The sequence below is a fragment of the Methylotuvimicrobium sp. KM1 genome (assembly GCF_044788715.1).
GTDB lineage: Bacteria > Pseudomonadota > Gammaproteobacteria > Methylococcales > Methylomonadaceae > Methylotuvimicrobium.
Map to the genome: position 1 here is coordinate 713,415 of NZ_CP173170.1, position 24,643 is coordinate 738,057.

Genomic DNA, 24,643 nt, shown 5'->3' on the forward strand with positions numbered 1-24,643 from the left:
AGTCGGGATGGTCTAGGCTGAATCGGTGGACAGTTTGAGCAGTCCACCGGCTGGTGTTTTCGATTATTTCTTTATACGATCAATGATACGTTGATAGGCTTCGGTCAGTTCATCGGCAATGACTTTGGTCGCCGATATTAATTCCTCGGTTGTTTCCTTGGTATCGTCTTTGATTTCCTCGGCTTTGTGTCTTAATTCGGTCCATTTTTTTTCGGCATGCTCCCATTCGTCTTTCGCTTCCTTACCGGCAAGATTTAATTGAACAGCGATTTCATCGCGTTGTTGTTTGATTTTGTCGGATAGGTTTTCCAAGTCTTTTAAAAGGTCCATAGTATTCTCTCCTCATTGTGTTGTAGTCGTTTTTTGCGCTGGAGAAGTGTGCTCGGAAAAAAACCGAGCAGTCGGTACGTGTATGTGGCTCGGGTTTTGTGAGCAATCTGAGTATAATCCAATTCGTCGACAGCTTGGGAAGGAATTTTGAAAGGGGAAAAGGGAAAAGAGGAAAGCTGCGTAGCCCCGATGGAGCGTAGTGCAATCCGGGAAGGTTCGAAGTCACGCCATTTCCGTACTTCGCTATGCTGTATTCGGGTTATATACGTTTACAGCGGGATGCGTATGGGGTGGAATCGGAAAAAGTCCTAATGACTAGCAGGAAGTTTGCTTAGTGCCAATACTTAGCATTGGCCGATAATAAGCGATTTAATTTTTGCTTATTACCGACTATGAAACAGTTACTGATTATTCTATTCAATTTCCTAATTTTTCCTGTGGCCGCCTTGGCGCACGGACCGACACCGCAAAAAGCCAAAGAGAGTATTGCCATCGAGGCGCCGGCGGACAAGGTTTGGGACGCGGTCAAGCAATTCGGTTCGATTGCCGATTGGCATGACGATGTACAAAAAAGCGAGGGCGACGGAAAGCATGAATCGGGCGGCAAACGCACGCTGACTTTTACCGATGGCGAACAACTCGTCGACGAGCTCGATTATTATAGCGACGAAAACCGGGAATACAGTTACCGCTTGAACAAGGAAAACGTCAAAGCGTTGCCGGTCAGTTCTTATTCGATTGAATTACAGGTGACGCCAGGAGAGAACGATAGCAGTAGCATCGTGACTTTGAAAAGCCGTTTTTATCGAGGTGACACCGGCAACACGCCGCCTGAACATCTAAGCGACGAAGCGGCGGTTAAGGCGATGACGCAGTATTTCAAAAACGGCCTGGCCGGCCTGAAAAAACACGTAGAGAACTGAGATTTAGAAGGCCGCTCACACGGCATTACGGAGCAGGAATACTATCGGATTTTTATTTCAGGGTATCAGCGTTTGTATACTCATCTCGTAGATCAAAATTCGGTGCCGGGGCCGGTCTCCGTCAAAGAACGCGGTGAACCCAGCACTTAAATTATCTAAGGGAACGAACCATAGCCAATGGCTTATGGAATTTAGGTGCTGGGTGAATACTTTCATGTAGTCTTGACGGCGGAATCTGATTGCCATGGATGGCGTGTATTAGGGCAATGCAGGAGCAATTGCCGAGGAGCAAAAATCTGCTCTGCCGCCGACACCTGTCAATCGAGTTACCGAACCTGCCTCCTTTGCATTTAAAATAGGGAAGTTATTTATGACCGAACCCTAAGGCGTATGTTCGCTCGAGTAGAGGTATTATTCGTTGATGTACTTCAGGTGATGTTTTTGAACCCGGTAACGCAAGGTTTCCCGGGTTGCGTTCAATAACCTTGCCGCCGCCGTTACGTTCATACCGGAGCGGTTAAGCGCTTCCTCGATGATTCGCTTTTCGATGTCTTGTAGAGACAGGCTGCCGTCCAGCGGAATGAATATGCCGTCTTCGCGTATGCTGGATTTCGTTGACGGTAAATTAGGCAATTGCAGCCAATGCTCGGGGAATACTTCGCTATCGGAAAGCAGTACGCAACGTTCGATGACGTTATGCAATTCCCGGATATTGCCGGGCCAATCATAGGCTTCAAGCTTTCGCAAGACGCTTTCAGGGACGATGGCAAGGTTTTTTCCGGTTCGGGCATTGCCTTCGGCGATGAATTGCCAAACCAGTTCGCGCAGGTCTTCCTTTCGTTCGCGCAAGGGCGGAATATGCAAGTTGACGACATTCAGACGATGATACAAGTCGCGTCTGAAATTGCCTTTTTCAACGCTTTCCAGCAAGTCCCGGTTGGTTGCGGCGACAATTTGTAAATCGACGCTGATTTCCCGCTCGCCGCCGACACGGCGAAATTTAAATTCTTCGACCGCTTTTAACAGTTTGCCTTGTAAATCGAGATCTAACTCTCCGATCTCGTCCAGAAACAAGGTGCCGCTGTTGGCTTGTTCTAGCAGGCCATGGCGGCGTTTTTTAGCGCCGGTAAAAGCACCGGCCTCATGGCCGAATAGTTCCGATTCCAGCAGATCCTTTGGGATGGCTGCGCAGTTCAACTCGATCAACGGACCTTGTGCGCGTAGCCCCGAATAATGCAGCAAGCGAGTCACTAATCCTTTTCCTGATCCGGTTTCTCCGGTGATGACCAAACTGGAAAACCGCACTTTAGCCAATTGGCCGATCATCTCCTTAAGCGTTTGAATTTGGGGGCTTGAGCCGATCAGTGCGTCGATCGAATAACGGTTGTGCTTGAGGTCGGTTTCCTGGAATAAACGTCGCTGGGCTCTGGCGCTTCGGGCGGCGCCTTCGACCAACATATTCAAACGGTCCAGGTCGCAAGGTTTTTCAAGAAAGTCGTAAGCGCCGAGGCGTAAGGCTTTGACCGAATCGGCTACGGTGCCGTATCCGGTTAGAAACAGCCACTCGGAATGAGCGATGTTCTGACGAACTTTTTCCAGAAAATCCAACGCATTGCCGTCGGGAAGATTCATATCCGATAACACGACCAGTGGTTCTAGGGCCAAGTCGATCAACTGATGCTCTGCTTTTGCAAGAGTGTCTGCAACCACCGCGTTCCAGGCTTGTTTGTTGAAAAATCGGGCCAGTTCTTTCCCGAGCAGTGCTTCGTCTTCGATAATCAGCAGATTGTTATTGTGCATGGTTCAGACCGGACAAGTTAATGAGGCGCAAGCGTGACCTTGCTCGTCGTTGCTTAAGGTCAAGTCCCCGCCCAACGATTTCGCAAACCGGCGCACCATCGACAATCCCAAACCGGTGCCTTGTTCATGCGTGCTGGCGAAAGGGCGTATTCCTTGCGTCAATAATTGTTCGGAAAATCCGGGGCCGGTATCTCGCACCTGGATGACCAGTTGACTGTCCTTGACGAATGCATTGACGGTAATCGTGCCGCCGGCATTGGATAATTCTTGACAGGCGTTGATCAACAAATTGAGCAAGGCCTGGCGAAGTTCCGTTTCCGGCAGCAAGGGCTTGATGCCGGTTTGTATGTTTAGGCGAAAGACTATGTTTTCAGCCGTTTGATATTTGATTAGCATCAATAATTCGTTGATGACGATTTCGAGGTCGACCCGTTTGGGCGTTTCCGGCGAATGTTTGGCTAAAGACAGTAGTTCGTTTAGTCGTTGAGTGATACGGTAGGCTTCATTAGCGACCAGTTGCAATCGCTCGGATAAGTCGGGATTCGTGCATTCGTTTTGAATGTTGCGCAATGCGGCTTGTATGCCGGCCAACGGATTTCGCAGTTCATGGGCGGTGCTGGCGGCTAGTTCGCCTACGACGGCTAATCGTTCGGATCGAGCGAGACTTCGGCTTTGTTCGAGCAAGGTATGAGTTGCATTGCGAATTTCTTGCTCTAGCAGTTGCCTGTGGTTTGCATGCTCGAGTTCTAATTCGGCAAGGCGAATGATCAAGCGGTTGTAGTTGCTGAACAGCGATTGCAATGCCGGCTCGATATTCCGATCGTCGATCGGCTGAGGTTCGCCGTCCGCTAATAGCGACAGCAACTCTTTCAAGGCCTCCAAAGGCGCCAGAATTTTTCTACGTAAAAACCGTAAGTCGAGAACCAGCAAAGTTAAAAAAACCACGGCGGGAAAGATGATTGCGAAATTCAATTCCCATTCGCTGTCGGAATAGACTTGACTCAGCAATTGTTTTTCTTCGCGGATTTGTTGATTGAAAAAGCCCCCGGCAAGCTTAAGCGTGTCCATCAAGTCCTGACGATATTGACCGGGATTTGCATTTGACAGTCTTTTGCTTATTTCGATCAGCTCCAGCGTTTCGGGCGCGCCTGGATATTGTTGTTCAAGGTCGGCGATGATGCTATTCAACAGTTTGGGATCATGACGAGCCGATAGTGAAGAGTGTGCAATATTGTCCAATTGATGCAGATACAGTTCGAAGATTTTTTGTTGTAGTTGATGCCCGTAGGAAATATCTTCTTTAATGATATTGATTCGGTGCAAGTTGCGCCAAGTGATGCCGCCGAGAGCGATCAACTCGATCATGATGAACAGTCCCAACGTCGCCCCGATGATCGCAATCGGGCGGTATAAAATTTTGTTCATTCGTTTTCCCGACAATCTTGTTTAAAGGAAGCATTATAAAGTTGATAGCGGCATTGTCCGAACCCTTGATGTATTGAGCCATGATAACTGACGTCCAATCCAATAAGCCATGGTTGATCGACTTAATGATTGTAATGAATGTCGTCGCGTTGACCCATAGCCGCTTTAAATCAGCCATGAAATTTGATTGTGATAGCAGTACCACATTTTATATGCCAAGTCTGAATTGGATGATTCGGGGCGAGGTTTTTGAGCTATAGATAATTTTTCCGAATAAAGCCGTGCTGGTTTCATGCCTGGATGTTTCCTAATTATTTGAGTGCCGGTTGAAATGCACCGTTTTGATCGGTTGAAATGAACCAAATTATAAGCATGGGTATCAACCGAGTGTTTTATGGTGTGTTAAGTTCTGAGCGATTCAACGGATTATCATAATTGGCATTTGTATTGCTTTATGTTGATTGTTGAAGATTAACACCGCAAAGGATTCATCATGAGTACATCCATTCGGGCTGCCACGCCTAAGACAGGTATTCCGGGGCTTATTGAAAATTGGCGCAGTGATTTACCGGCCGGTTTCCTGGTGTTTTTGATTGCATTGCCGCTTAGCCTCGGCATAGCGATGGCTTCGGGTTTTCCGCCGATGGCGGGCATCATTAGCGCGATTGTCGGCGGCGTCGTGGTTTCCAGATTGAACGGCTCCTTTGTGACAATTAACGGTCCTGCGGCCGGATTGATCGTCGTACTTGTCGACGCGGTACAATCGTTAGGACAGGGTGATGCGATGGCAGGCTATCGTTATACCTTGGCCGCAATCGTCATAGCAAGTGTGTTACAGGTATTCTTAGGGCTATTCAAGGCCGGCAAGCTCAGTGCTTTTTTTCCGATATCGGTCGTGCATGGCATGTTGGCTGCGATCGGCATCATTATCATGGGCAAACAAATACATACGCTGTTGGGTGTAAAGCCTCAGGCCGAATCGTTGTTGGGTGCCATTGCTGAAATCCCGCATTCTTTGGTCAATCTGAATCCGGAAGTGGCGTTCATTGGTTTTTCAGGACTGCTGTTACTCGTTGCCTGGACCTTTTTTAAAAAGCCCGCATTGAAAATGATTCCAGCCCCTCTTTTGGTCGTTTTGACCGGGCTGGGTTTGGGGCAATATTTCGATTTGGATCATGTACACCGCTACCTGTTTTTGCCTGAAACAGAGATTCTGCCGCATCATGTGTTTACGATCGGCCCCGCTTTTCTGGTCGCGGTTCCGGAAAATTTTTGGTCCGGATTTTATTTTCCCGATTTTTCGAAAATCGCAACGATTGAATTCTGGATCTCCGTCGTAGCCATCTGTCTGGTTGGGAGTTTGGAAAGCTTGCTGAGCGCCGCCGCGGTCGATAAGTTGGATGTTTATAAGCGAAATTCCAAATTGAATAAGGATTTAACAGCGGTCGGAATCGGCAACCTGATTTGCGGTTTGATCGGCGGTTTACCGATGATCGCCGAAATCGTGCGCAGTTCGGCCAATGTCAATAATGGCGCGAAAACCGGTTGGGCCAATTTTTTTCATGGCTTGTTTCTATTGATTTTCGTCGCACTGTTCCCGAAACTGATCCATGAAATTCCGTTGGCTTCGTTGGCGGCACTGTTGGTCTATACCGGCTTTCGTTTGGCTTCGCCGAAGGAGTTTGCCAAGACGATTTCGATCGGCTGGGACAATTTCGCCGTTTTCGCGGCGACTATTGTCGGCGTGTTGGCAACCGACTTGCTGATCGGCGTCGCGATCGGTATTACCGTGGAATTGCTTATTCATATCGCTCGCGGATTGAAAATACGTCAAATATTGTCGTCTGCTTATCATGTGCGGCGGACAAACGAAAATACCTATCATATCGAGGTCAGTGGTGCCGCGGTTTTTTCGAATATCATCGGATTGAAAAGCTTGGCAGTCAGTTTGCCGGAACGAAAAACCGTTTATTTCGATCTCTCCGAGTCGGAATTGATCGATCATACCGTGATGGAGTTCATTCATCATTTTGCCGAGGAGTACAATCAGGCCGACGGACAATGCAAAATCGTCGGTTTGGAATATCACCGGCCTTATTCGAATCATCGTTTGGCCGCGCGCCGAAAAGTGATTTAATGAAAGCGGGTTAGGATTTGGTCGTAAATAACTTCCCTATTTTATCGAGGGTTCGGTTGCTCGATTGGCAGGTGTCGGTGGCAGGGAAAGCCGCCGTCAAGCCTACACGGACGTATTCACGGCGTCCTGCCAAGCGAGCTACCGAACCTTCAGCAAAGCGCATAGTTCCATGACGTTATTTATCACGATATCCTTACCGTTTCGATGAGTTTTGTTGCTCTATTAATCGCACCCAAAAAAGGAGTGCTTACCATGCTTTTTGTCCCTATCCGTCCAAATCCTTGCGATGATCAAGGCGCTGCATGCCGATGACCTTATTCTTCGCATTACTATCGGTCTTAATGGCTCTTCTGTCTGCAGTCAGTTCATGGGCTTACAGCCGCCGAGCTCTTTTCGAATATTTACTGAACCGGATTTTTGCTTTCGATTCTTCACGGCTCGCCAAGGTGGCGTTATTTTTAGAACCCGACTACTATGCGCGCGCGATGCGGATTTTGCCGTTTTGTTTGCTGGGCGTTTCCGGCGCCTTGGCGGTTTTGACCGGATTATTGCAATTGTTGGGCGCCGATTCGGCAGCGATGATTTTACCGTTCGGTTTGCCCGGCTTGTCTTGGCATGTCAGGCTCGATGCCTTGTCGGGCTTTTTTTTCCTGGTATTGGGAATGCCGCTGATTGCTGTCTGTCTGTTTGGCCCGGGATATGTCCGGGAATTCGAACATAAAAAATCATTGGCAGTGTTAGGGTTTTTTACCGGTTTGTTTGTTGCCGGCATGGAAATGGTCCTGCTCGCCGACGATACCTTCTTTTTTATGATCGCCTGGGAGCTGATGTCGGTTGCCAGTTATTTTCTGGTTGCTTTTCAACACGAACAACCGGAGAGCCGCCGTGCGGCTTTTTTGTATTTGCTGATGGCCGAGATCGGCGCATTGTGCATTATCTTGGGCTTCGGCGTATTGGTGACTTTTGCCGAAGGCTTCAGCTTCGGGCATATCCGAGGCGTCGCTCTGACGCCGTTATGGGCGTCTGTTGCTTTTGCTCTGGGTCTGGCAGGTTTCGGGATGAAAGCCGGCTTGATGCCGCTGCACGCCTGGTTGCCCGAGGCGCACCCGGCGGCGCCGTCGCATATTTCGGCGCTGATGAGCGGCGTGATGTTGAAAATAGCGGTCTACGGCTTTATCCGTTACTGCTTCGATTTGTTGCCGCAAGTCTTTTGGCAATGGGGCGTGGCGGTCATCGCGGCAGGCGCCGTTTCGGCGGTGTTGGGGATTCTTTACGCGTTGCAGCAGCAACAATTGAAACGCCTGTTGGCTTATTCGTCGGTGGAAAATATCGGCATTATTTTTTTGAGCATAGGACTTGCGCTGGTCTTTTTCAGTACCGGCCAATCGCAATCCGGTGCGTTGGCATTGCTCGCAGCGCTGCTGCACAGCTTCAATCATGCGCAGTTTAAAACCTTGTTGTTTTTGGGTGCCGGCGCGATTTTGCATCAAACGCACGAAACCAGCCTGGAAAAGATGGGCGGACTGATCCGGCGCATGCCCAAAACGGCCGCGTTGTTTTTAGCCGGAACGTTGAGTATCGCCTCGCTGCCGCCCCTCAACGGTTTCGTTTCCGAATGGCTGACCTTCCAAGCCGCACTGCAAGCCAATCAGTTGCAAAGCGGCGTGCTGCGCAGTTTCGTTCCGACCGCGGCGGCGATGCTGGCGTTGACCGGCGCGCTGAGCGCAGCCTGTTTCGTCAAGGTCTACGGCATCGCCTTCTTGGGTTTGCCGCGCTCGCCGCATATCGCGCATGCTCGCGAATTGACCGATCGCGGCATGCTGGCCGGTCTTGCCCTGCCGGCGGCGCTTTGCATCGTCGTTGGTATTTTCCCGGTTCCGTTGATCGATGGACTGCGCGGCGTGATAGAAAATCTGACCGGTGCAGTGCTGGTGAATATCACCGCTGGCGGTTGGTTATGGCTGACGCCGGCCGGCGCCGAAACAGCCTCGTATTCGCCGGGTTTGGTGCTTGCGGCATTTCTTGCGGCCGGCGCATTGGGCTATGTTCTGCTCTATCGAATTCGGGCTGTCGAATCGCGCCGCGTGGAACCGTGGGATTGCGGCTACGGCGGACTGAATGCCGGCATGCAATACACCTCCGGCGCGTTTAGCATGCCGATCCGGCGCATCTTCGACCCGGTTTACGATTTAAGGGAAACGCTGAACCGGGAAACCGGCGATTCGGCGGGTTGGCAAGTGACCGCCATTCGTTATCAGTTTCAAGCGGACGACAAGTTCGTCCGCTTTCTTTATACGCCGATCGGGCGCTCGGTCACGCAGTCGGCGCACCGTCTCGGCAGAATTCAGACCGGCAGCATCCGAACGTATTTGGCTTATTCGTTCGCGACCTTGTTGTTTTTACTTTGGGTGGTGAGTTGATATGGCTTGGTTATTGGCAATCGGGCAGCCCCTGCTTTTTATCTTGATCGCGCCGCTTTTGACCGGCTGGATCAAGTTCGTCAAATGCCGGCTGCAAAACCGCAAGGCTCCGTCCCTGCTGCAGCCTTACCGCGATTTGCGCAAGCTCTGGGTCAAGGAGGCGATCCTGCCCGAGACGGCGTCGTGGATTTTCAGTGCGGCGCCGGTGATCGTGTTCGCGGCGATGCTACTGGCTGCGGCTATCGTACCGCTGGTCGCCGTGAACCTGCCGACCGCCCGGATTGCCGATGTCTTCGTGATGGTCGGATTTTTCGCATTGGCCCGTACCTTTCTGGTGTTGGCCGGCATGGACATCGGCACTGCGTTCGGAGGCATGGGCGCTTCGCGCGAAATGACGATTTCGTCGATGGCGGAGCCTGCGATGCTGATGGTGGTATTCACGCTTGCGATGAGCGCGCAAACCACCAATTTGTCGTTGGCGATGCAATACGTGCTGGACAGCGGCTTGGTGCTGCGGCCTTCGTTCGTCTTCGCCTTGGCCGCATTGATGCTGGTCGCGATCGCCGAAACCGGACGGATTCCGGTCGATAACCCGGCCACCCATCTCGAGTTGACGATGATTCATGAAGCGATGATTCTCGAATACAGCGGGCGATCCTTGGCGCTGATGGAATGGGCGAGTCAAATCAAGCTGATGTTGTACGGCGTGTTGATCGCCAATATGTTCTTCCCTTGGCATATCGCTTCCGTTTTCAGTCTTGAAGCCTTAGGCGAAGGTCTGCTGGCGATCGTTCTGAAGCTGGCCGCGTTGTCGGTGCTGTTGGCGTTTTCGGAAACGCTGCTCGCGAAAATGCGCATCTTCAGGGTTCAGGAGTTTTTGAGCTTCGCCTATCTGCTCAGCGTGCTAGGCATGCTCAGCCATATCATTCTCGAGGTGTATTATGGTTAATTCGCTCAGCGTTTATCAGCAAGCCGTGATGCTGATGGCGGCGCTCATTACGCTGACGTCTTTTTTGATGCTGGGTCAATCGCGCCTGCTCAGGCTGGTCGGCGTGTTCGCGGTGCAGGGCTTGCTGTTGTCGGCGAGTACCGCGCTGGTCGCGTATTCGATGGCGTTGCCGCATCTTTATATCTCCGCGGCGCTGAGCTTAGTGATCAAGGGCCTGCTGATTCCGGCCATGCTGTTTAGGCTGATCATGCGCATGAATCTGCACCGGGAAATGGACACCGTCGAACATCCTGCGCGGGTCATGATCGGTGGCGCATCGCTGGTCGTGTTCAGTTATTACGTATGCCTTCCGATCGTTCAATTGTCCACGCTGATCACGCTCAATACGATTTCGGTCAGTCTCGCGGTCGTGTTGTTGGGCATGCTGCTGATGATCACGCGCCGCCATGCGGTCGCGCAGGTCGTCGGTTTCATGTCGATAGAAAACGGCTTGTTCTTTGCCGCGGTCGTATCGACACTGGGCATGCCGATGGTCGTCGAACTGGGCATTGCCTTCGACGTGCTGGTCGCGGCGGTCATTTTCGGCGTGTTCTTTTTTCAAATCCGCTCCAGCATCGATTCGCTGGATGTTGACCGGCTCAGCCAGTTGAGTGAGGTGGAGGAATGATTGCAGTCTATTTGATTCTGCTGACTCCTTTTTCAGGTTCGGTGATTCTGGCCCTGCAAAACGACCCCGACCGCAGCCGCCTTTATAACATGGGCTTCAATGCCTTGAGCCTGTTCTGCTCTATTTGGTTGGCGGTCGAAGTATTGCTCAAGGGACCGCTGTTGTCCTCGGGCAAACAGTTCTATATCGACTCGTTCAATGTGTATCTGGTGGTGCTGACTGCGTTCGTCGGTCTGACGACGGCGCTGTTTTCCGGGGCGTACATGAAACATGAATGGGAAGCCGGAAAAATCACTCCTAGGCGTCTGCGTTTTTATTATTCCGCCTATCAAGCTTTCATGTTTACGATGTTTCTGGTCTTGACGACCAATAACATGGGACTCTTGTGGGTCGCGATGGAGGGCGCGACGCTGGCGACGGTGCTATTGGTCAGTTTGTACCGGACGCCTGAAGCGGTCGAAGCGGCCTGGAAGTATTTCATCCTATGCGGGGTCGGTATCGCGCAGGCCTTATTCGGAACGATCTTGCTGTATTTCGCGGCGGAACAGGTCGAAGGCATCCGTCCCGACGAGGCCTTGTTATGGACGACTTTGCATGAGAATGCGACCCTGCTGAATCCGGGTGTGATGAGTATCGCGTTCGTGTTTCTGTTGATCGGCTACGGCACCAAAATGGGCTTGGTGCCGTTGCACAATTGGTTGCCGGACGCGCATTCCGAAGGCCCTACGCCGATGTCGGCCATTTTGTCCGGGCTTTTGTTAAACGACGCCTTGTATGCAGTGGTTCGAAGCAAGATGCTGGCCGATCAGTCGTTGGCTTCGCACTTGCCCGGTTATCTGATGATGGGTTTCGGTCTGCTGTCGTTTCTGGTGGCCGCGTTGTTGCTGCATCACCAAAAAGACATCAAGCGGCTGTTCAGTTATTCCTCGATCGAGCACATGGGGCTGATGACTTTCGCGTTCGGCATCGGAACGCCGTGGGCCGTGTTTGCCGGGTTGTTTCACATGACCACGCATTCCTTGACCAAGTCGGCGATTTTCGTGACAGTCGGTCATGCGTCGCAGCTCGCCGGCACGCAACGCATCGACAAGATCCGAGGCTTGATCAATACCCAGCCTTCGATCGGATGGGGATTACTGATCGGTACGCTCGCGATAGCCGGCTTTCCGCCGTTCGGAGTGTTCGCGAGCGAATTTTTGGTATTGATCGCGACGATGCGGGATTATCCGTGGCTGACGCCCTTGTTGTTGATCGGTATCGGCATCGCTTTCGCCGGCTTGTTCCGGCATCTGCAGCCTATGGTGTTCGGTCCTTTGCCGGAAGGCCGCCAGGCCATTCAAGCCAACATGACGCCGGTCGTGCTGCATTTGATACTGGTATTGTGGTTGGGGATCAGTATGCCGTTCTTCTTGGGCAACTGGTTCAATCAGGCGACGCAATTGATCGCCGGGAGTCTGCCGTTATGACCGAAACGACACAGCCAAACGGCGCTTGGGACGTTTTCATGAGTGAACTGAATGCGCTAGCCCAAGTTAATGCCGATCGCCGAACCTTATCCGGGGCCGACATGCTGATACTGACTCCGGAAAACTGGGGGAAGGCCGCGCAAATAGCCCGGAGTCACGATGCTCGCTGGACCGGTGTCTGGGCCGACGATCTGTCCGGGCGTTTCAGAGTCGATTGTTGTCTCGAATACCAAGGCCGCTACCTAATACTGCGGACCGCCGTTGCCGCGGAGCATCCGGAATTGCCTTCGCATGCGTCTTTCTATCCTGCCGCCGACCGCGCGGAACGTCATGTCCGGGATATGTTCGGGATACGTTTCATCGGCCATCCTTTGCAGGAACAGCGTTGGACCCGGCATTTAGCCTGGGCCGATGACGAATTTCCGCTGCGCAAGGATTTTCCTGCGCAAGGTTTTCCGCAAGCCTCGACGCCGCCGGACAAGGATTATCCGTTTCTCAAGGCGGAAGGTTCCAGCGTCTATGAAATACCTGTTGGTCCGATTCATGCCGGCATCATCGAGCCCGGCCATTTCCGGTTTCAGGCCGTCGGCGAAACCGTGCTGCATTTGGAAGAGCGCTTGGGTTATGTTCATAAAGGCATCGAAAAAATCGCCGAAGGTCGCGATCCGGTTTCGTTGGCCAAACTGGCCGGCCGAATATCCGGAGACACCACGGTCGCGCATGCCTGGGCCGCCTGCCGCGCGATGGAAGCGGCCGCTGGCGTGACATGCCCGAAACGCGCCGATTTCATTCGCGGCATTTTGGCCGAACGCGAAAGGGCGATCAATCATCTGGGAGACATGGCCGCGATGTGCAACGATGTCGGCTTTGCGTTCGGTTATTACCAGTTCGGACGCCTGCGGGAACTGTGGCTAAGGGACAACCGGACGCTGTTCGCTCACCGACTGATGATGGATTGCATCGTGCCGGGCGGCGTCGCAGTGGACCTCAAGTTCGACGACTGCGCCGCGATGAAAGAGACGATTGCAACGCTCCGAGCCGAACTAAGCGAACTGATCAAAATCATCGACGCGAACTCCTCGCTCGAAGACCGCTTTTTGGCGGCGGGCGTGCTTTCGTCGGCCCAGGCTCAGGCCTTGGGCGCGCTGGGTTTTGTCGGCAGAGCCAGCGGGCAGATCTTCGATGTGCGTAAAGCGCCGGGCTATCCGCCTTACGACCGTTTGGATTTGACCGTGCCGGTCGAAACGGACGGCGATGTCGCGGCGCGGTTTTGGCTGCGGTACAAAGAATTGCGTGCCGCTTGCCGTTTGTTGGAACAAATGCTCGAACAAATGCCGGAAGGCGACGTTCTCGCGGATTGGCGGACTCCCGAAGCGGGTGCCGAAGGCTTTGCAGCCGTGGAAGGTTGGCGCGGCGAGATTTTGTGTTATGTCCGATTTGACGAGGGGAACCGGATCGCCCGCTTTTATCCGCGCGACCCGAGCCAAATCAATTGGCCGGCGTTGGAAAAAATTCAGATCGGCAACATCGTTCCGGACTTTCCGGTCTGCAATAAATCGGTGAACGGTTCCTATTCCGGACAGGATTTATAAGGGGTATTTATGTTACGGCTCTATCTTAAAGCATTGAGTACCGGTGTGTTGACCGAACCGGTTCCGCACGTGGACAAAGACCGGTTCCTGGAAACCGTCGGCTTGGAATTGAAAACCGCGATAGAGCGCAAATTCAGTCGAAGCCTGGCGATAAGACAAATCGATGCGGGTTCTTGCAACGGCTGCGAATTGGAAATTCATGCATTGAATAACGTTTATTACGATATCGAGCGTTTCGGCATTCATTTCGTCGCGTCCCCGCGCCATGCCGATGTGCTATTGGTGACAGGGCCCGTTTCCCGGCACATGCAAGCCGCGCTGCTTCGGGCTTATGATGCGACGCCGGCGCCTAAATGGGTGATCGCGTCGGGCGATTGCGCCACTTGCGGCGGTGAGTTCGGCGTCTCCTACGCCAGTTGCGGCGCCGTAAAAAACGTCCTGCCGGTCGATGCGACGATCGCCGGATGCCCGCCGTCTCCGCTGCAATTGATGCAAGGATTGTTAAACATTCTTAAAATATTATAATTATTGTGGAAATAGAAATTAAGCATATTATTAACTTGCTATTTTTCGTGGTTTGTCAAAATCATTTTAAATTATTCATATGAAATTATCGGTAGTCGTACCCGTATTTAACGAAGCGGAAAATATATTGCCGCTCCTGCAAGAGATCGAAGCCGCGATGATCCAAGTCGCCGCGGAAAATTATGAAATTATCTTCGTCGACGACGGCAGTCGGGACGAAACGCCGATAGTGCTCGAAAAAGCGCTATCGGCGTTCAAAGCGCTACGCGTGATACGTCACCACCGAAGCTGCGGACAAAGCACCGCGCTTTATACCGGCATTCGCGCGGCCGTTTATCCGTGGGTCGCGACCTTGGACGGAGACGGACAGAACGATCCGGCCGATATTCTGCATTTGCACCAAGTGTTCAAACACCAATTGCAAAATTTACCCGAGTTATGGATGGTGGCCGGATGGCGCAACCGTCGCAGGGATTCCGGCTGGCGGAAATTTACGTCGAAACTGGCTAACGGCGTCAGATCGGCCTTGCTCGGCGACAAGACTCCGGATACCGGCTGCGGCTTGAAACTGTTTTTACGAGATAAATATTTGTTGTTGCCCTATTTCGACCACATGCACCGTTTTTTACCGGCATTGATTCTAAGGTCCGGCGGACAAGTGGTGTCCGAGCCGGTCAACCACCGGCCGAGGCTGAAGGGGCGTTCCAAGTACGGGACTTTGGACCGTTTATGGGTGGGAATCGTCGATTTGTTCGGCGTTATCTGGCTGCAGCATCGCGCCAAGTTACCTGAAGTAATGGAGATTTACCGTGGATCATGAAACACTATGGCTGTCTATCGGCCTGTTGGGGCAAGCGTTATTTTCGGCGCGTTTTTTCGTGCAATGGCTGCAAAGCGAGCGCCAGAAAAAAAGCGTGTTTCCGGTGGCGTTTTGGTATTTCAGCATCGGCGGCGGAATCACGCTGTTGGCTTATGCGATACACAAGGAAGATCCGGTTTTCATCATCGGCCAGGCAAGCGGGCTATTCATTTATTTGCGCAATTTATATTTTGTCGTGTACGAAAAAAAATTAGTGGTCTAGTTGCTAAGGATTTCGTGAAAAATAACTTTCCTGGTGCTATGAGTTTTGTAGCGGGTTCGGTAACTCGCTCGACAGGACGCCGTGAATACTTCCGTGTAGGCTTGACGGCGGCGACTGATTGCCAAGGATGGCATGAATGCAGATTTTGCATTACGCCATGGATGGTGTGTATTAGGGCACCAACAGTAGGCGCTTTAGGCGATGCAGGAGCAATTGCCGAGGAGCAAAAATCTGCCCTGCCGCCGACACCTGTCAATCGAGCAACCGAACCTGCTTACCTTGCATTAAAAATAAGGAAGTTATTTATGACCGAATCCTTAGATTAGGATGAGTCGGCTGAGCGGCATTGAGGGTCATTCGGCTGAGTTTTCGTAATCGACCAATCCGGTCCACAAAAATAAGCTTTTTTCTTAATCCCGGCGTCGTCCCCAACCTTCACAATTGACCGATGTATTCTCTACTTACAACACGCCAGTGGCTTGTTTTGCTTTGGCTGATTTTAACGAGCGCCAGTTTGATCGATCGCCCGTTGTTTCCTATCGACGAAACCCGCTATGTCGGCGTCGCTTGGGAAATGTGGTCGCGCAACGATTTTCTGGTGCCTTATCTGAACGGCGAGCCTTACAGTCACAAGCCGCCTTTGCTGTTTTGGCTAATGCAGCTGACTTGGGTCTTGTTCGGTGTCAACGAATGGTCGGCGCGCTTGGTGGCGCCGTTGTTTTCGTTGGCTTCGGTTTTTCTACTTCGATCATTGGCCGGAGCGTTGTGGCCGGAGCGCTCGAATATTGCCGGAAGCGCCCCGTTTATCATGCTGGGTTTTGCTTTTTGGATGATCTACTGCACACTGACGATGTTCGATGTGCTGTTGGTGTTTTTTGTCCTGCTCGCCCTTCGGAGTCTTTGGCATAATGCGAATCAGGGACCTAGCATCGGTCGCTGGGTTCTTTTCGGCTTGGCGATTGGCGGAGGCATACTGAGCAAGGGGCCGGTAATTTTATTGCATACACTGCCCCCGGCATTATTGGCTCCTTGGTGGGTCGGGCGCGATACGCGAACGATTAATTGGTTCCACTGGTATCTTGGCGTTTTGTCGGGCATTTTGATTGGCGCCTTGCTTGCGTTGTCTTGGGCGATTCCTGCAGGCTCCGCCGGTGGCGAGATTTATCGCGAAGCGATTTTGTTCGGGCAGACATCGGGTCGACTGGTTAAATCCTTCGCTCATCGGCACGCATGGTGGTGGTATCTGGCATTTTCTCCAGCCTTGCTCGTTCCTTGGTGTTTTTGGCCGCCGCTTTGGCGAAATCTGAACACGCTCTCCTTTCGGGATCGCGGTATCCGTTTCTGTCTGAGCTGGTTGCTGCCCGTTTTCATCGCCCTGTCATTAGTCAGTGGCAAACAGTTGCATTATTTGCTGCCGCTGGTTCCGGTTGTAGCTTTGTTGATCTCCAGGGTTGCGGACAATGCCGGATTCGATGAATGGCGAGGATCGCAGCAGGTATTCGTCGTGGCGATCGCGCTCGTTGCCGTGGTCTTGATTGCTCTACCGATAGTCAACGACTATTTCAGTTGGAAAAAACAATGGGCGGATTATTCCACGGTTTGGGGCATGCTCTTGTTGCTAGCGGCTATCGGTTTATGGTTTTGTAGGATCGATTCCATAGCGGAGTCCGCATTCTATTTGAACGTGGGGACTTTAGTGACGATCGTGATACTGTCGTTGAGCGTGCTCGATATTCGTTCAGAACGCTTCGATGTTAGGGAGGCCGCGCAACAAACCTCGGATCTTTTCAAGCAAAATAGCGAAGTCGCTTACTTGGGTACTTACCACGGCCAATATAATTTTTATGGCCGTTTGGAGGCCGGATTGATCAGTACGATCGATCCGATGCATTGGGCAAAGATGCATCCTGATGGCTATTTAGTGATAACTTTCAAGACCAAACAAGCATTGCCCGATTCTCTGTTTATCTATCATCATCCGTTCCGAGGTCGGATAATGGCGATTGTATCGAATAAAATGTTAACGGAATTCCCACACAGAGCATGGGAACGATAAGCTTGTGTAGGATGTGCGCAAAGCGTGAGAGCCATTTAGGAAAGTTAGTTTGTATCGTATCTAAAACGTCTTCGTTGTCTTCAATGCATCAAACCGGCCTGGTCGGTTTGAAGAGCAAAGTTAAAGAACAAGCCATTCGCCCGGAGTTAAGTGTCCGGGCGATTTAAAGATAAGCAACTAGAAAGTCTTGGTTTTTCTCGATAAATTCAACAACGCAATGCCGCTGAGGAATAACCACAGTGCGGACGGCAAAGGTACGGTATCTCCTGAAGCAAAATTTTGTGTCCAATAGGCATAATAGGGTGCCCCTTGAGTGGAATCGAAAACCAAGCCTACGCCAAGATCGGTAAACCAATCCACCAAAATATTTTCACGATGTCCCGAACTGCCCATCCAGCCGCCGCCGTCTTCTCCTTTGAAGACGTCCCAAGCGTCCCAAGTCGAATTGTTCCAGCCGTTACCTACGTCAGTCCATGAATTGAAAGCTTGTAAACCGTTATTGGTAGAGAAAAGACTCAATTCATTTAAATCGGCCGAGCCGTACATGACCAGTCGCGCCGATTCTTGTGCCGGTAGCATGGTTAATTGGCCCTCGGAAAAGGTTACTCCGTATCCTGCTGCAATGTTTTCTCCCCAGCCGCCGCCCGGTTGATTCCAGTTATAACCGGTCGATAGCATTCTTTGGCCGGCATCGCTGTTATCGGAGCCGGTATGGCTGAAGAAATTATTGGCGGACATGTCGTTCGAGTGAGTTAACGCGGCGTCATGCAGTCTGCTGTCCGCAGTCAAATCATCCAAACCGTTTAAATTACGCTGCAAATTGACAAGAAAAAATACTTCCTGTTCGGGGGCAGACCAGAAATTAAAATTTGCCGCATGAATCGTCGGTACTGTTAAGAATCCCAAAAAAAGGGTTACGAGCTTAAATTTCAGGTTTTTCATAAGGTGTCTGGATTTGAGTTGTGATGATTGGATGAAAATGTTGGTAATTGAAAATTTAGCGCTATTCATGAGGGGACAAGCGCTCTTCAATGTGAATTAATGTTTTAGTCTTTGACAGTGCTAGATAAAATAGAGTGTGGTTTGGACTATAACTTAAAAATGATTAATTTAATATTACAGGACCGAATCAAACCAAAGCTTCCTGAATAAGGTTAAGTGTTAGAGCAAGTGTAATTGTTGACTTAGAATCCTGTCAAATTAAGTTTTCTTCGGCGTTTTGGATTAATGCGCCAGATTGTCTATGATGCCGTGCCGGCTAGCGAGTAGGGTCATCTCGGCGACCGATTTGACGCCGAGTTTGTCCTTGATCGCCGTACCATGGTTGCACACCGTCTTGTAGCTCAAACAGAGTTTCTCAGCCGCTTTGCGGGTTGTATAGCCTTTGGCCAATAAGCAAAACACGTCGAATTCGCGTGGCGACAGTTGCCTGATTTGTTCCGATTCGTCTTTTTCGGAGGCGATGTTAAAGGCTAATTGTTGGGCCAGTTCGGGTTCGACATAACTGCCGCCGCCGGCGATTTGGCAGACTGCCGCGACTAGTGTCTCGGGAACGCTGTTTTTAGTGATGTAGCCTTTTGCGCCTGCCTTGATAGCGCGGGTCACATAGACCAATTCATTGTGGATGCTAAACACTAAGATTTTACAATTCGGATCGCGTGCTATTAGACGTCTTATGCTTTCGAAACCGCCGATGCCGGGCATAGACAAGTCCATCACGACAATATTCGGTTGATACTGAGTGTAGAGTTGGCAAGCGGTTTCGCCCTTGTCGGCTTCGTAAATATCGCCGATTCTACTCGACAGTGAAAGGTAGGTTTTGTAACCGGTCCTAACCACGGCATGGTCGTCCACCAGCAGTACATCAATCTTATCCGACACGTTGTTACTTCTCCATACAATTAAATCGGGAATAATGTCGGATATTTAACGGTAAAGCCATGGGAGCTTTTCCCGAAATAAAGATGCGGGACAATTTCCCGGTTCTTTCTTAGCGCTTTTCCCGAGTTCTAGGTGCCGTATTCCGTAACGTTGTATATCGCTCCTTCCGTATGATTACCGTCCGTGCGCTGCCCTCTATGAATGATTCGTTATGCGCCTTGATCACGCTAAGCCGGTTGTAATAACAAACACCGCGATTATTAGAGGGCCGCGCCGACATTATGCGAAAAATCAATCTGGAGGAATTATGCAACACCATAAAAAACGCGAACTCTGGGGCGCGGCGGCATTAGTGTCGAGTGTCTTGCTGGCCGCGTCACAGCCGGCGCAGGCCAATCAAGCGTTAGATAAGTTGTCTAAACAAAATACCAATTGGGTCATGCAGACCAAGGATTACAGCTCGACTCACTATAGCGAGTTGTACGATATTAATATTACGAATGTACAAAACCTGAAGCCGGCCTGGTCATTTTCAACCGGCGTTCTAAACGGTCATGAAGGCGGGCCTCTGGTCGTCGACGGCATTATGTACGTGCACTCACCCTATCCAAACAATGTATTCGCAATCGATCTGAATAATCCCGATAAAATTCTGTGGCAATTCAAACCGAAGCAAAACCCGGCCGCACGCGCGGTGGCTTGTTGCGACGTTGTCAACCGCGGTTTGGCTTATGCGCCGCAAGGCAAGGATTATCCGGCTACGATCTTTTTAAATCAATTGGACGGCCATGTCGTCGCATTGAACGCGAAGACCGGCGATCTGTTATGGAAGATGGAAAACTCCGATATTGCGATGGGCTCGACTTTGACCGTGGCGCCGTTCGTTGCCGAAGATAAAGTCATCGTCGGTACCTCCGGCGCTGAATTGGGCGTCAGAGGTTATGCGACCGCCTACAACATCAAGGACGGCAAACAAGCCTGGCGCGTCTATGCGACCGGTCCCGACGAAGACATCAAGTTGTCGAAAGGCTTCAATAAAGCCAATCCGCATTACGGACAGTTCGGTCTGGGCTTGAAAACCTGGGAAGGCGATGCCTGGAAAATCGGCGGCGGTACGAACTGGGGTTGGTATGCCTACGATCCTGACTTGAGAATGCTGTACTACGGATCGGGTAACCCGGCGCCGTGGAACGAAACGATGCGTCCCGGCGACAACAAATGGACCATGACGATCTGGGGCCGCGACATCAATACCGGCGAAGCCAAATTCGGCTATCAAAAAACGCCTCACGACGAATGGGATTATGCCGGCGTCAATTACATGGGGCTGTCCGAACAGAAGGTCAACGGTAAGATGACCAAGTTGCTGACCCATCCCGACCGCAACGGCATCGTCTATACGCTGAACCGCGAGAACGGCGATCTGGTCAACGCGTTCAAGATCGACAATACCGTCAACTGGGTCAAGCATGTCGATCTGAAAACCGGTTTGCCGGTGCGCGATCCTGAATATTCGACACGCATGGATCACGAAGCGAAAGGCATCTGTCCTTCGGCAATGGGTTATCACAACCAAGGCATCGAGTCCTACGATCCGAACAAGCAATTGTTCTTCATGGGTGTGAATCATATCTGCATGGACTGGGAACCGTTCATGCTGCCTTATCGGGCCGGCCAATTCTTCGTCGGAGCGACGTTGAACATGTATCCGGGACCGAAAGGCACGCTGGGTCAAGTCAAGGCGATGAATGGAGTGACCGGCGAATTCGAGTGGGAAGTCCAGGAGAAATTCGCGGTTTGGGGCGGTACGACCGCAACGGCCGGCGATCTGGTTTTCTATGGAACCTTGGACGGCTACATCAAGGCCTTGAACTCGAAAACCGGCGAAGAACTATGGAAATTCAAACTGCCTTCCGGCGTGATCGGTCATCCGATTACTTATAAACACGAAGGCAAGCAATATGTCGCGATTTACTATGGAGTCGGCGGTTGGCCCGGTGTCGGTTTGGTCTTCGATCTGAAAGACCCGTCGGCCGGTTTAGGCGCGGTCGGTGCGTTCAAGGAATTGGCGCATCACACCCAAATGGGCGGCGGCGTGATGGTATTCTCGTTGTAATAAATGAGGCATGAATGTCGGGTTACGTCTCTCACCTAACGCTAGGCGAGGGGTTAACCCGGCCTACATAAAGAGGGCTAAATGAAACAATTGAATGACATTTTGACTGCGTTGGCTATTGGCTTGGCTGTGTCGGCTTCGGCTCATGCAAGCGAAGAGCCTCTGAAAGTGTGTAATGCCGAAAACGAAATGCCTTATGCGAACAAAAAAGGCGAAGGCTTCGAAAACAAAATAGCACAAGTCGTAGGCGAGGCGCTCGGACGGCCGATCGAATATGTCAATTGGACCGATGCGCGCTATTTCGTGCGCGATTATTTGGATAAAGGTTTGTGCGATGTTGTGATAGGTATGGATACCGGCGACCCGCGCGTGCTGACGACCAAGCCGTATTATCGGTCTGGTTATGTATTTATCAGTCGCGTTAAGGACGGACTGGATCTTCACGGTTGGGACAGCGATGAATTGATGAATGCCGAGCGCATCGCCTTCATTCCGGGTACTCCGGCTGAAGTGATGATGCGCAAGATTGGACGCTACAACGACCAATTCAACTATATGCATGAACTGGTCGGCTTCAAGTCGCGCCGGAACCAATATGTAAAATACGATCCGGCGAAGCTGGTCGGCGAAGTCGCCTCCGGTAATGCCGAAGTCGCGGTGTTGTGGGGTCCTTCCGCTGCTCGCTATGTCAAGGAATCCGCGACGCCTCTGACGATGGCGGTCATTCCGGACAATAACGTCCGCGCCGACGGCGAGAAAGTCGGCTTTCACTACAGCACTTCAATGGGAGTGCGCAAGGAAGATACTAAATTGCTCGAACAGTTGAATCAGGCGCTGGCCGAGCGCCGTCAAGACATCGATCAAATATTGAGCGCCGAGAGCATACCACTTGTTTCGGAACCCGCACAGGCGTTGGCATCAAAATAAACAGGAAAAGATAACAATGAAATTAACACGACTATTGGCCGGTATTTTGGCCGGAACGGCTTTGATAAGCACTGCGGCCCATGCCGAAATTACTTTGCGTAATGCGATTACCGGCGAACAGCTGGATATGAGCTTCGCTAAAAAAGGCGGCGATACCGAAGCGTTCAAGCAGTTTATGCAAGACGGAAAAAATCCTTATAACGGTAACGAAGAAGTGATTGCTGAAGGGAAAAGTCTTTATATGACCGGTTGTTCAGGTTGTCACGGCCATGAAGCGGAAGGCAAGCTAGGCCCGGCTTTGGCCGACGACTACTGGACTTATCCTAGCGGTGAGACCGATAAGGGCTTGTTCGAAATTTTATTCGGCGGCGCGCAAGGCATGATGGGGCCGCAATATGTCAACTTCAACACCGATGAAATGCTGAAAATCATGGCGTTCATTCGCAGCATCTACACCGGCGATACTAGTAAAGCCAAATGGCTTAAATAAACAGCGAGGTTAACACGATGAAAAAAACATTATTGCTCAGTGCCGCAGGTTTCGCGGTTTCTTTGTCGTCTTCCGTCATGGCTTACGACGGAACTAACTGCAAGGAACCCGGCGTTTGTTGGGAGCCGAAGCCGGGTTTTCCCGAAAAGGTAGCGGGTAGTAAATATGACCCGAAACACGATCCGAACGAACTGAATAAGCAAGCGCAGTCGATCAAAGAAATGGAAGCCCGCAATCAGAAACGAACGGAGCATCTTTCAAAAACCGGCAGGTTTGTTTATGACGTAGAAGAAATCAATTAATGACTTAATACATCTTGATTTATGCGCATGCATAAAAGCAAGAACACATATCGGATTCGATAACCGATATGATTCCTCTCTAGGAGTCGACGGCATCTCGATGCCGCCGACTCCATCGTGTGATTTGAAGACTAATATGACTTTGCCCCTGAAAGCTGCAGGCTAATAGGGGCCTTTTTTATTTCTGCCATGACAGACAAATTACTTAGCGATTGGCGCGATAACGCGCTGCAATTCGAGCAACAAATCAACCGGGTCGTGATCGGTCAGCAAGATGCCGTCCGAAATATCGTGATCGCGGTATTCGCGCGCGGGCACGTCTTGCTCGAAGGCAATGTCGGCGTCGGCAAGACCACCTTGCTGCGCGCGGTCGCGCAAGGGCTCGGCGGACAGTATCAGCGCATCGAAGGCACGATCGATTTGATGCCGGCCGATCTGATTTATTACACTTATCTAAACAGCGACGGCAAGCCTTGCGTCGATCCGGGGCCGTTGTTGAAACAAGGCGAGCAACTCTCGACCTTCTTTTTTAACGAAATCAACCGCGCCCGGCCGCAGGTGCACTCGCTGCTGCTGCGCGTAATGGCCGAACGTAGCGTCGGCGCATTCAATCGGGAATATCTTTTTCCGCATATTCAAGTATTCGCCGACCGCAATCGGGTCGAAAAAGAAGAAACCTTCGAATTGCCGGCCGCCGCGCGCGACCGCTTTTTAATGGAAATCAGCATCGAGACGCCGAATGACGATACCGTCTTGGATGACCTGATGTTCAATACTCGCTTTCACGATGTCGATGTCTTGGTCGACGAAATCGATAGCGGTTTGATCCCTTATTATCAACTCAACGAATGGGCCGTTCGGATTCAACAAGCGATCGAACCGAGTCCGGCCTTGCGCCGATACGCGCTCGAACTATGGAAGGCCGCTGCCGAACCCGGCCGCTACGGAATCAGTCTGAGCGATGTCGATATGTCTCAATTGATACAGGCGGGCGCCAGTCCTCGGGGCATGAGTTATTTGATCCGCGCCGCGAAAGTCCGCGCCTGGCTCGAGAGTCGCACGGTATTGCTGCCCGAGGATGTGCAAGCGGTTTACCGGGTGACGATGGCGCATCGCATTTTTCTGAATCCGATCATGGCCTATCGCAAAGACGAGCTGATGCCCGAGTTGATCGACGGAATTTTGGAGGCGATTGCCGCGCCTTGAGGGTTCCTGATTAGCAAGATGCTTCAGCTTGCCGAAGCCAAGTGTCCGAGCAGGGGCTAGTCGTAGTCGCAAAAACTAAAATATGCTGTTACCCAAGCTCCAGCTTGGGAAAGAGCGTGATGTGGGGTGGCCGTTTTAGCTTGACGCGCATGGCTTGCGAACCCCGTCCTGCTAAGGATATGCTGATCTTTGGGCTTTAGCTGAAGAAACTTGCTAATCAGGTGAGGGTTTGGGGAAGGGTAAGCAGTAAGCGGTGAAAGGTGAAAGGTGAAAGGTGAAAGGTGAAAGGTGAAAGGTGAAAGGTGAAAGGTGAAAGGTGAAAGGTGAAAGGTGAAAGGTGAAAGGTGAA

22 protein-coding genes are annotated in these 24,643 nt (G+C 51.4%); 17 read left to right on the plus strand and 5 right to left on the minus strand.

Going from position 1 to position 24,643, the window contains the following annotated elements:
• Positions 1–63: 63 nt before the first annotated feature.
• Positions 64–330 (minus strand): hypothetical protein, encoded by a 267-nt coding sequence (locus ACINK7_RS03160; RefSeq protein WP_404359850.1) that lies wholly within the window; start codon positions 328–330, stop codon positions 64–66.
• 392 nt (positions 331–722) lie between these two features.
• On the opposite strand from ACINK7_RS03160, the gene ACINK7_RS03165 reads away from it, so the two are divergent.
• The gene (locus ACINK7_RS03165) at positions 723–1,253 is read left to right on the plus strand and encodes an SRPBCC family protein (RefSeq protein ID WP_404359851.1); all 531 of its coding nucleotides are present in this window, start codon (positions 723–725) and stop codon (positions 1,251–1,253) included.
• Between the two features lie 411 nt (positions 1,254–1,664).
• Here ACINK7_RS03165 and ACINK7_RS03170 read toward each other — a convergent pair whose 3' ends face one another.
• Both ACINK7_RS03170 and ACINK7_RS03175 read right to left on the minus strand, forming a co-directional pair.
• Positions 1,665–3,053, minus strand: a complete 1,389-nt coding sequence (locus ACINK7_RS03170) for a sigma-54-dependent transcriptional regulator (RefSeq protein WP_404359852.1) — start codon at positions 3,051–3,053, stop codon at positions 1,665–1,667.
• Between the two features lie 3 nt (positions 3,054–3,056).
• Positions 3,057–4,478 (minus strand): sensor histidine kinase, encoded by a 1,422-nt coding sequence (locus ACINK7_RS03175; RefSeq protein ID WP_404359853.1) that lies wholly within the window; start codon positions 4,476–4,478, stop codon positions 3,057–3,059.
• 493 nt (positions 4,479–4,971) lie between these two features.
• Between ACINK7_RS03175 and ACINK7_RS03180 the strand changes: the two genes are divergently transcribed.
• From ACINK7_RS03180 to ACINK7_RS03230, 11 genes are all read left to right on the plus strand, one after another.
• A complete protein-coding gene (locus ACINK7_RS03180) occupies positions 4,972–6,615 on the plus strand; it encodes a SulP family inorganic anion transporter (RefSeq protein ID WP_404359854.1) in 1,644 nt (547 codons plus the stop codon).
• 302 nt (positions 6,616–6,917) lie between these two features.
• Positions 6,918–9,035 carry a hydrogenase 4 subunit B gene (hyfB, locus tag ACINK7_RS03185; protein WP_404359855.1) on the plus strand — a complete coding sequence of 706 codons (2,118 nt, stop codon included), beginning with the start codon at positions 6,918–6,920 and terminating at the stop codon, positions 9,033–9,035.
• Between the two features lies 1 nt (position 9,036).
• Positions 9,037–9,984 (plus strand): respiratory chain complex I subunit 1 family protein, encoded by a 948-nt coding sequence (locus ACINK7_RS03190; RefSeq protein WP_404359856.1) that lies wholly within the window; start codon positions 9,037–9,039, stop codon positions 9,982–9,984.
• Positions 9,977–10,651, plus strand: a complete 675-nt coding sequence (locus tag ACINK7_RS03195; protein WP_404359857.1) for a formate hydrogenlyase — start codon at positions 9,977–9,979, stop codon at positions 10,649–10,651. The genes ACINK7_RS03190 and ACINK7_RS03195 overlap by 8 nt, the downstream gene beginning before the upstream one ends.
• A complete protein-coding gene (locus ACINK7_RS03200; protein WP_404359858.1) occupies positions 10,648–12,117 on the plus strand; it encodes a hydrogenase 4 subunit F in 1,470 nt (489 codons plus the stop codon). The genes ACINK7_RS03195 and ACINK7_RS03200 overlap by 4 nt, the downstream gene beginning before the upstream one ends.
• A complete protein-coding gene (locus ACINK7_RS03205) occupies positions 12,114–13,709 on the plus strand; it encodes an NADH-quinone oxidoreductase subunit C (protein ID WP_404359859.1) in 1,596 nt (531 codons plus the stop codon). Before ACINK7_RS03200 ends, ACINK7_RS03205 begins: the two co-directional genes overlap by 4 nt.
• Positions 13,710–13,718: 9 nt before the next feature.
• Complete coding sequence (locus ACINK7_RS03210) at positions 13,719–14,234, plus strand: NADH-quinone oxidoreductase subunit B family protein (protein WP_404359860.1); 516 nt, start codon at positions 13,719–13,721, stop codon at positions 14,232–14,234.
• 79 nt (positions 14,235–14,313) lie between these two features.
• Positions 14,314–15,054 carry a glycosyltransferase family 2 protein gene (locus ACINK7_RS03215; RefSeq protein WP_404359861.1) on the plus strand — a complete coding sequence of 247 codons (741 nt, stop codon included), beginning with the start codon at positions 14,314–14,316 and terminating at the stop codon, positions 15,052–15,054.
• Positions 15,044–15,316 carry a lipid-A-disaccharide synthase N-terminal domain-containing protein gene (locus ACINK7_RS03220; protein WP_404359862.1) on the plus strand — a complete coding sequence of 91 codons (273 nt, stop codon included), beginning with the start codon at positions 15,044–15,046 and terminating at the stop codon, positions 15,314–15,316. The genes ACINK7_RS03215 and ACINK7_RS03220 overlap by 11 nt, the downstream gene beginning before the upstream one ends.
• Positions 15,317–15,330: 14 nt before the next feature.
• Positions 15,331–15,642: a hypothetical protein gene (locus ACINK7_RS03225; protein WP_404359863.1), complete on the plus strand. Its 312-nt coding sequence runs from the start codon at positions 15,331–15,333 to the stop codon at positions 15,640–15,642.
• A 122-nt stretch (positions 15,643–15,764) separates the two neighbouring features.
• Positions 15,765–17,372, plus strand: coding sequence for an ArnT family glycosyltransferase (locus ACINK7_RS03230; RefSeq protein ID WP_404359864.1), 1,608 nt, complete (start codon positions 15,765–15,767; stop codon positions 17,370–17,372).
• Between the two features lie 177 nt (positions 17,373–17,549).
• Here ACINK7_RS03230 and ACINK7_RS03235 read toward each other — a convergent pair whose 3' ends face one another.
• Positions 17,550–18,314 (minus strand): CAP domain-containing protein, encoded by a 765-nt coding sequence (locus ACINK7_RS03235; RefSeq protein WP_404359865.1) that lies wholly within the window; start codon positions 18,312–18,314, stop codon positions 17,550–17,552.
• A 282-nt stretch (positions 18,315–18,596) separates the two neighbouring features.
• A complete protein-coding gene (locus ACINK7_RS03240; RefSeq protein ID WP_404359866.1) occupies positions 18,597–19,253 on the minus strand; it encodes a response regulator in 657 nt (218 codons plus the stop codon).
• A gap of 307 nt (positions 19,254–19,560) precedes the next feature.
• On the opposite strand from ACINK7_RS03240, the gene ACINK7_RS03245 reads away from it, so the two are divergent.
• The 5 genes from ACINK7_RS03245 to ACINK7_RS03265 all read left to right on the plus strand — a co-directional run bounded on the left by ACINK7_RS03245 (position 19,561) and on the right by ACINK7_RS03265 (position 24,294).
• Positions 19,561–21,369, plus strand: a complete 1,809-nt coding sequence (locus ACINK7_RS03245) for a methanol/ethanol family PQQ-dependent dehydrogenase (protein ID WP_404359867.1) — start codon at positions 19,561–19,563, stop codon at positions 21,367–21,369.
• Positions 21,370–21,450: 81 nt separating this feature from the next.
• Positions 21,451–22,296 (plus strand): methanol oxidation system protein MoxJ, encoded by an 846-nt coding sequence (gene moxJ / locus ACINK7_RS03250; protein ID WP_404359868.1) that lies wholly within the window; start codon positions 21,451–21,453, stop codon positions 22,294–22,296.
• Between the two features lie 16 nt (positions 22,297–22,312).
• Positions 22,313–22,786, plus strand: coding sequence for a cytochrome c(L), periplasmic (gene moxG / locus ACINK7_RS03255; protein WP_404359869.1), 474 nt, complete (start codon positions 22,313–22,315; stop codon positions 22,784–22,786).
• Between the two features lie 17 nt (positions 22,787–22,803).
• Positions 22,804–23,088, plus strand: coding sequence for a methanol dehydrogenase [cytochrome c] subunit (locus tag ACINK7_RS03260; RefSeq protein ID WP_014149864.1), 285 nt, complete (start codon positions 22,804–22,806; stop codon positions 23,086–23,088).
• Positions 23,089–23,277: 189 nt separating this feature from the next.
• Positions 23,278–24,294 (plus strand): AAA family ATPase, encoded by a 1,017-nt coding sequence (locus tag ACINK7_RS03265; RefSeq protein ID WP_404359870.1) that lies wholly within the window; start codon positions 23,278–23,280, stop codon positions 24,292–24,294.
• Positions 24,295–24,643 lie beyond the last annotated feature (349 nt).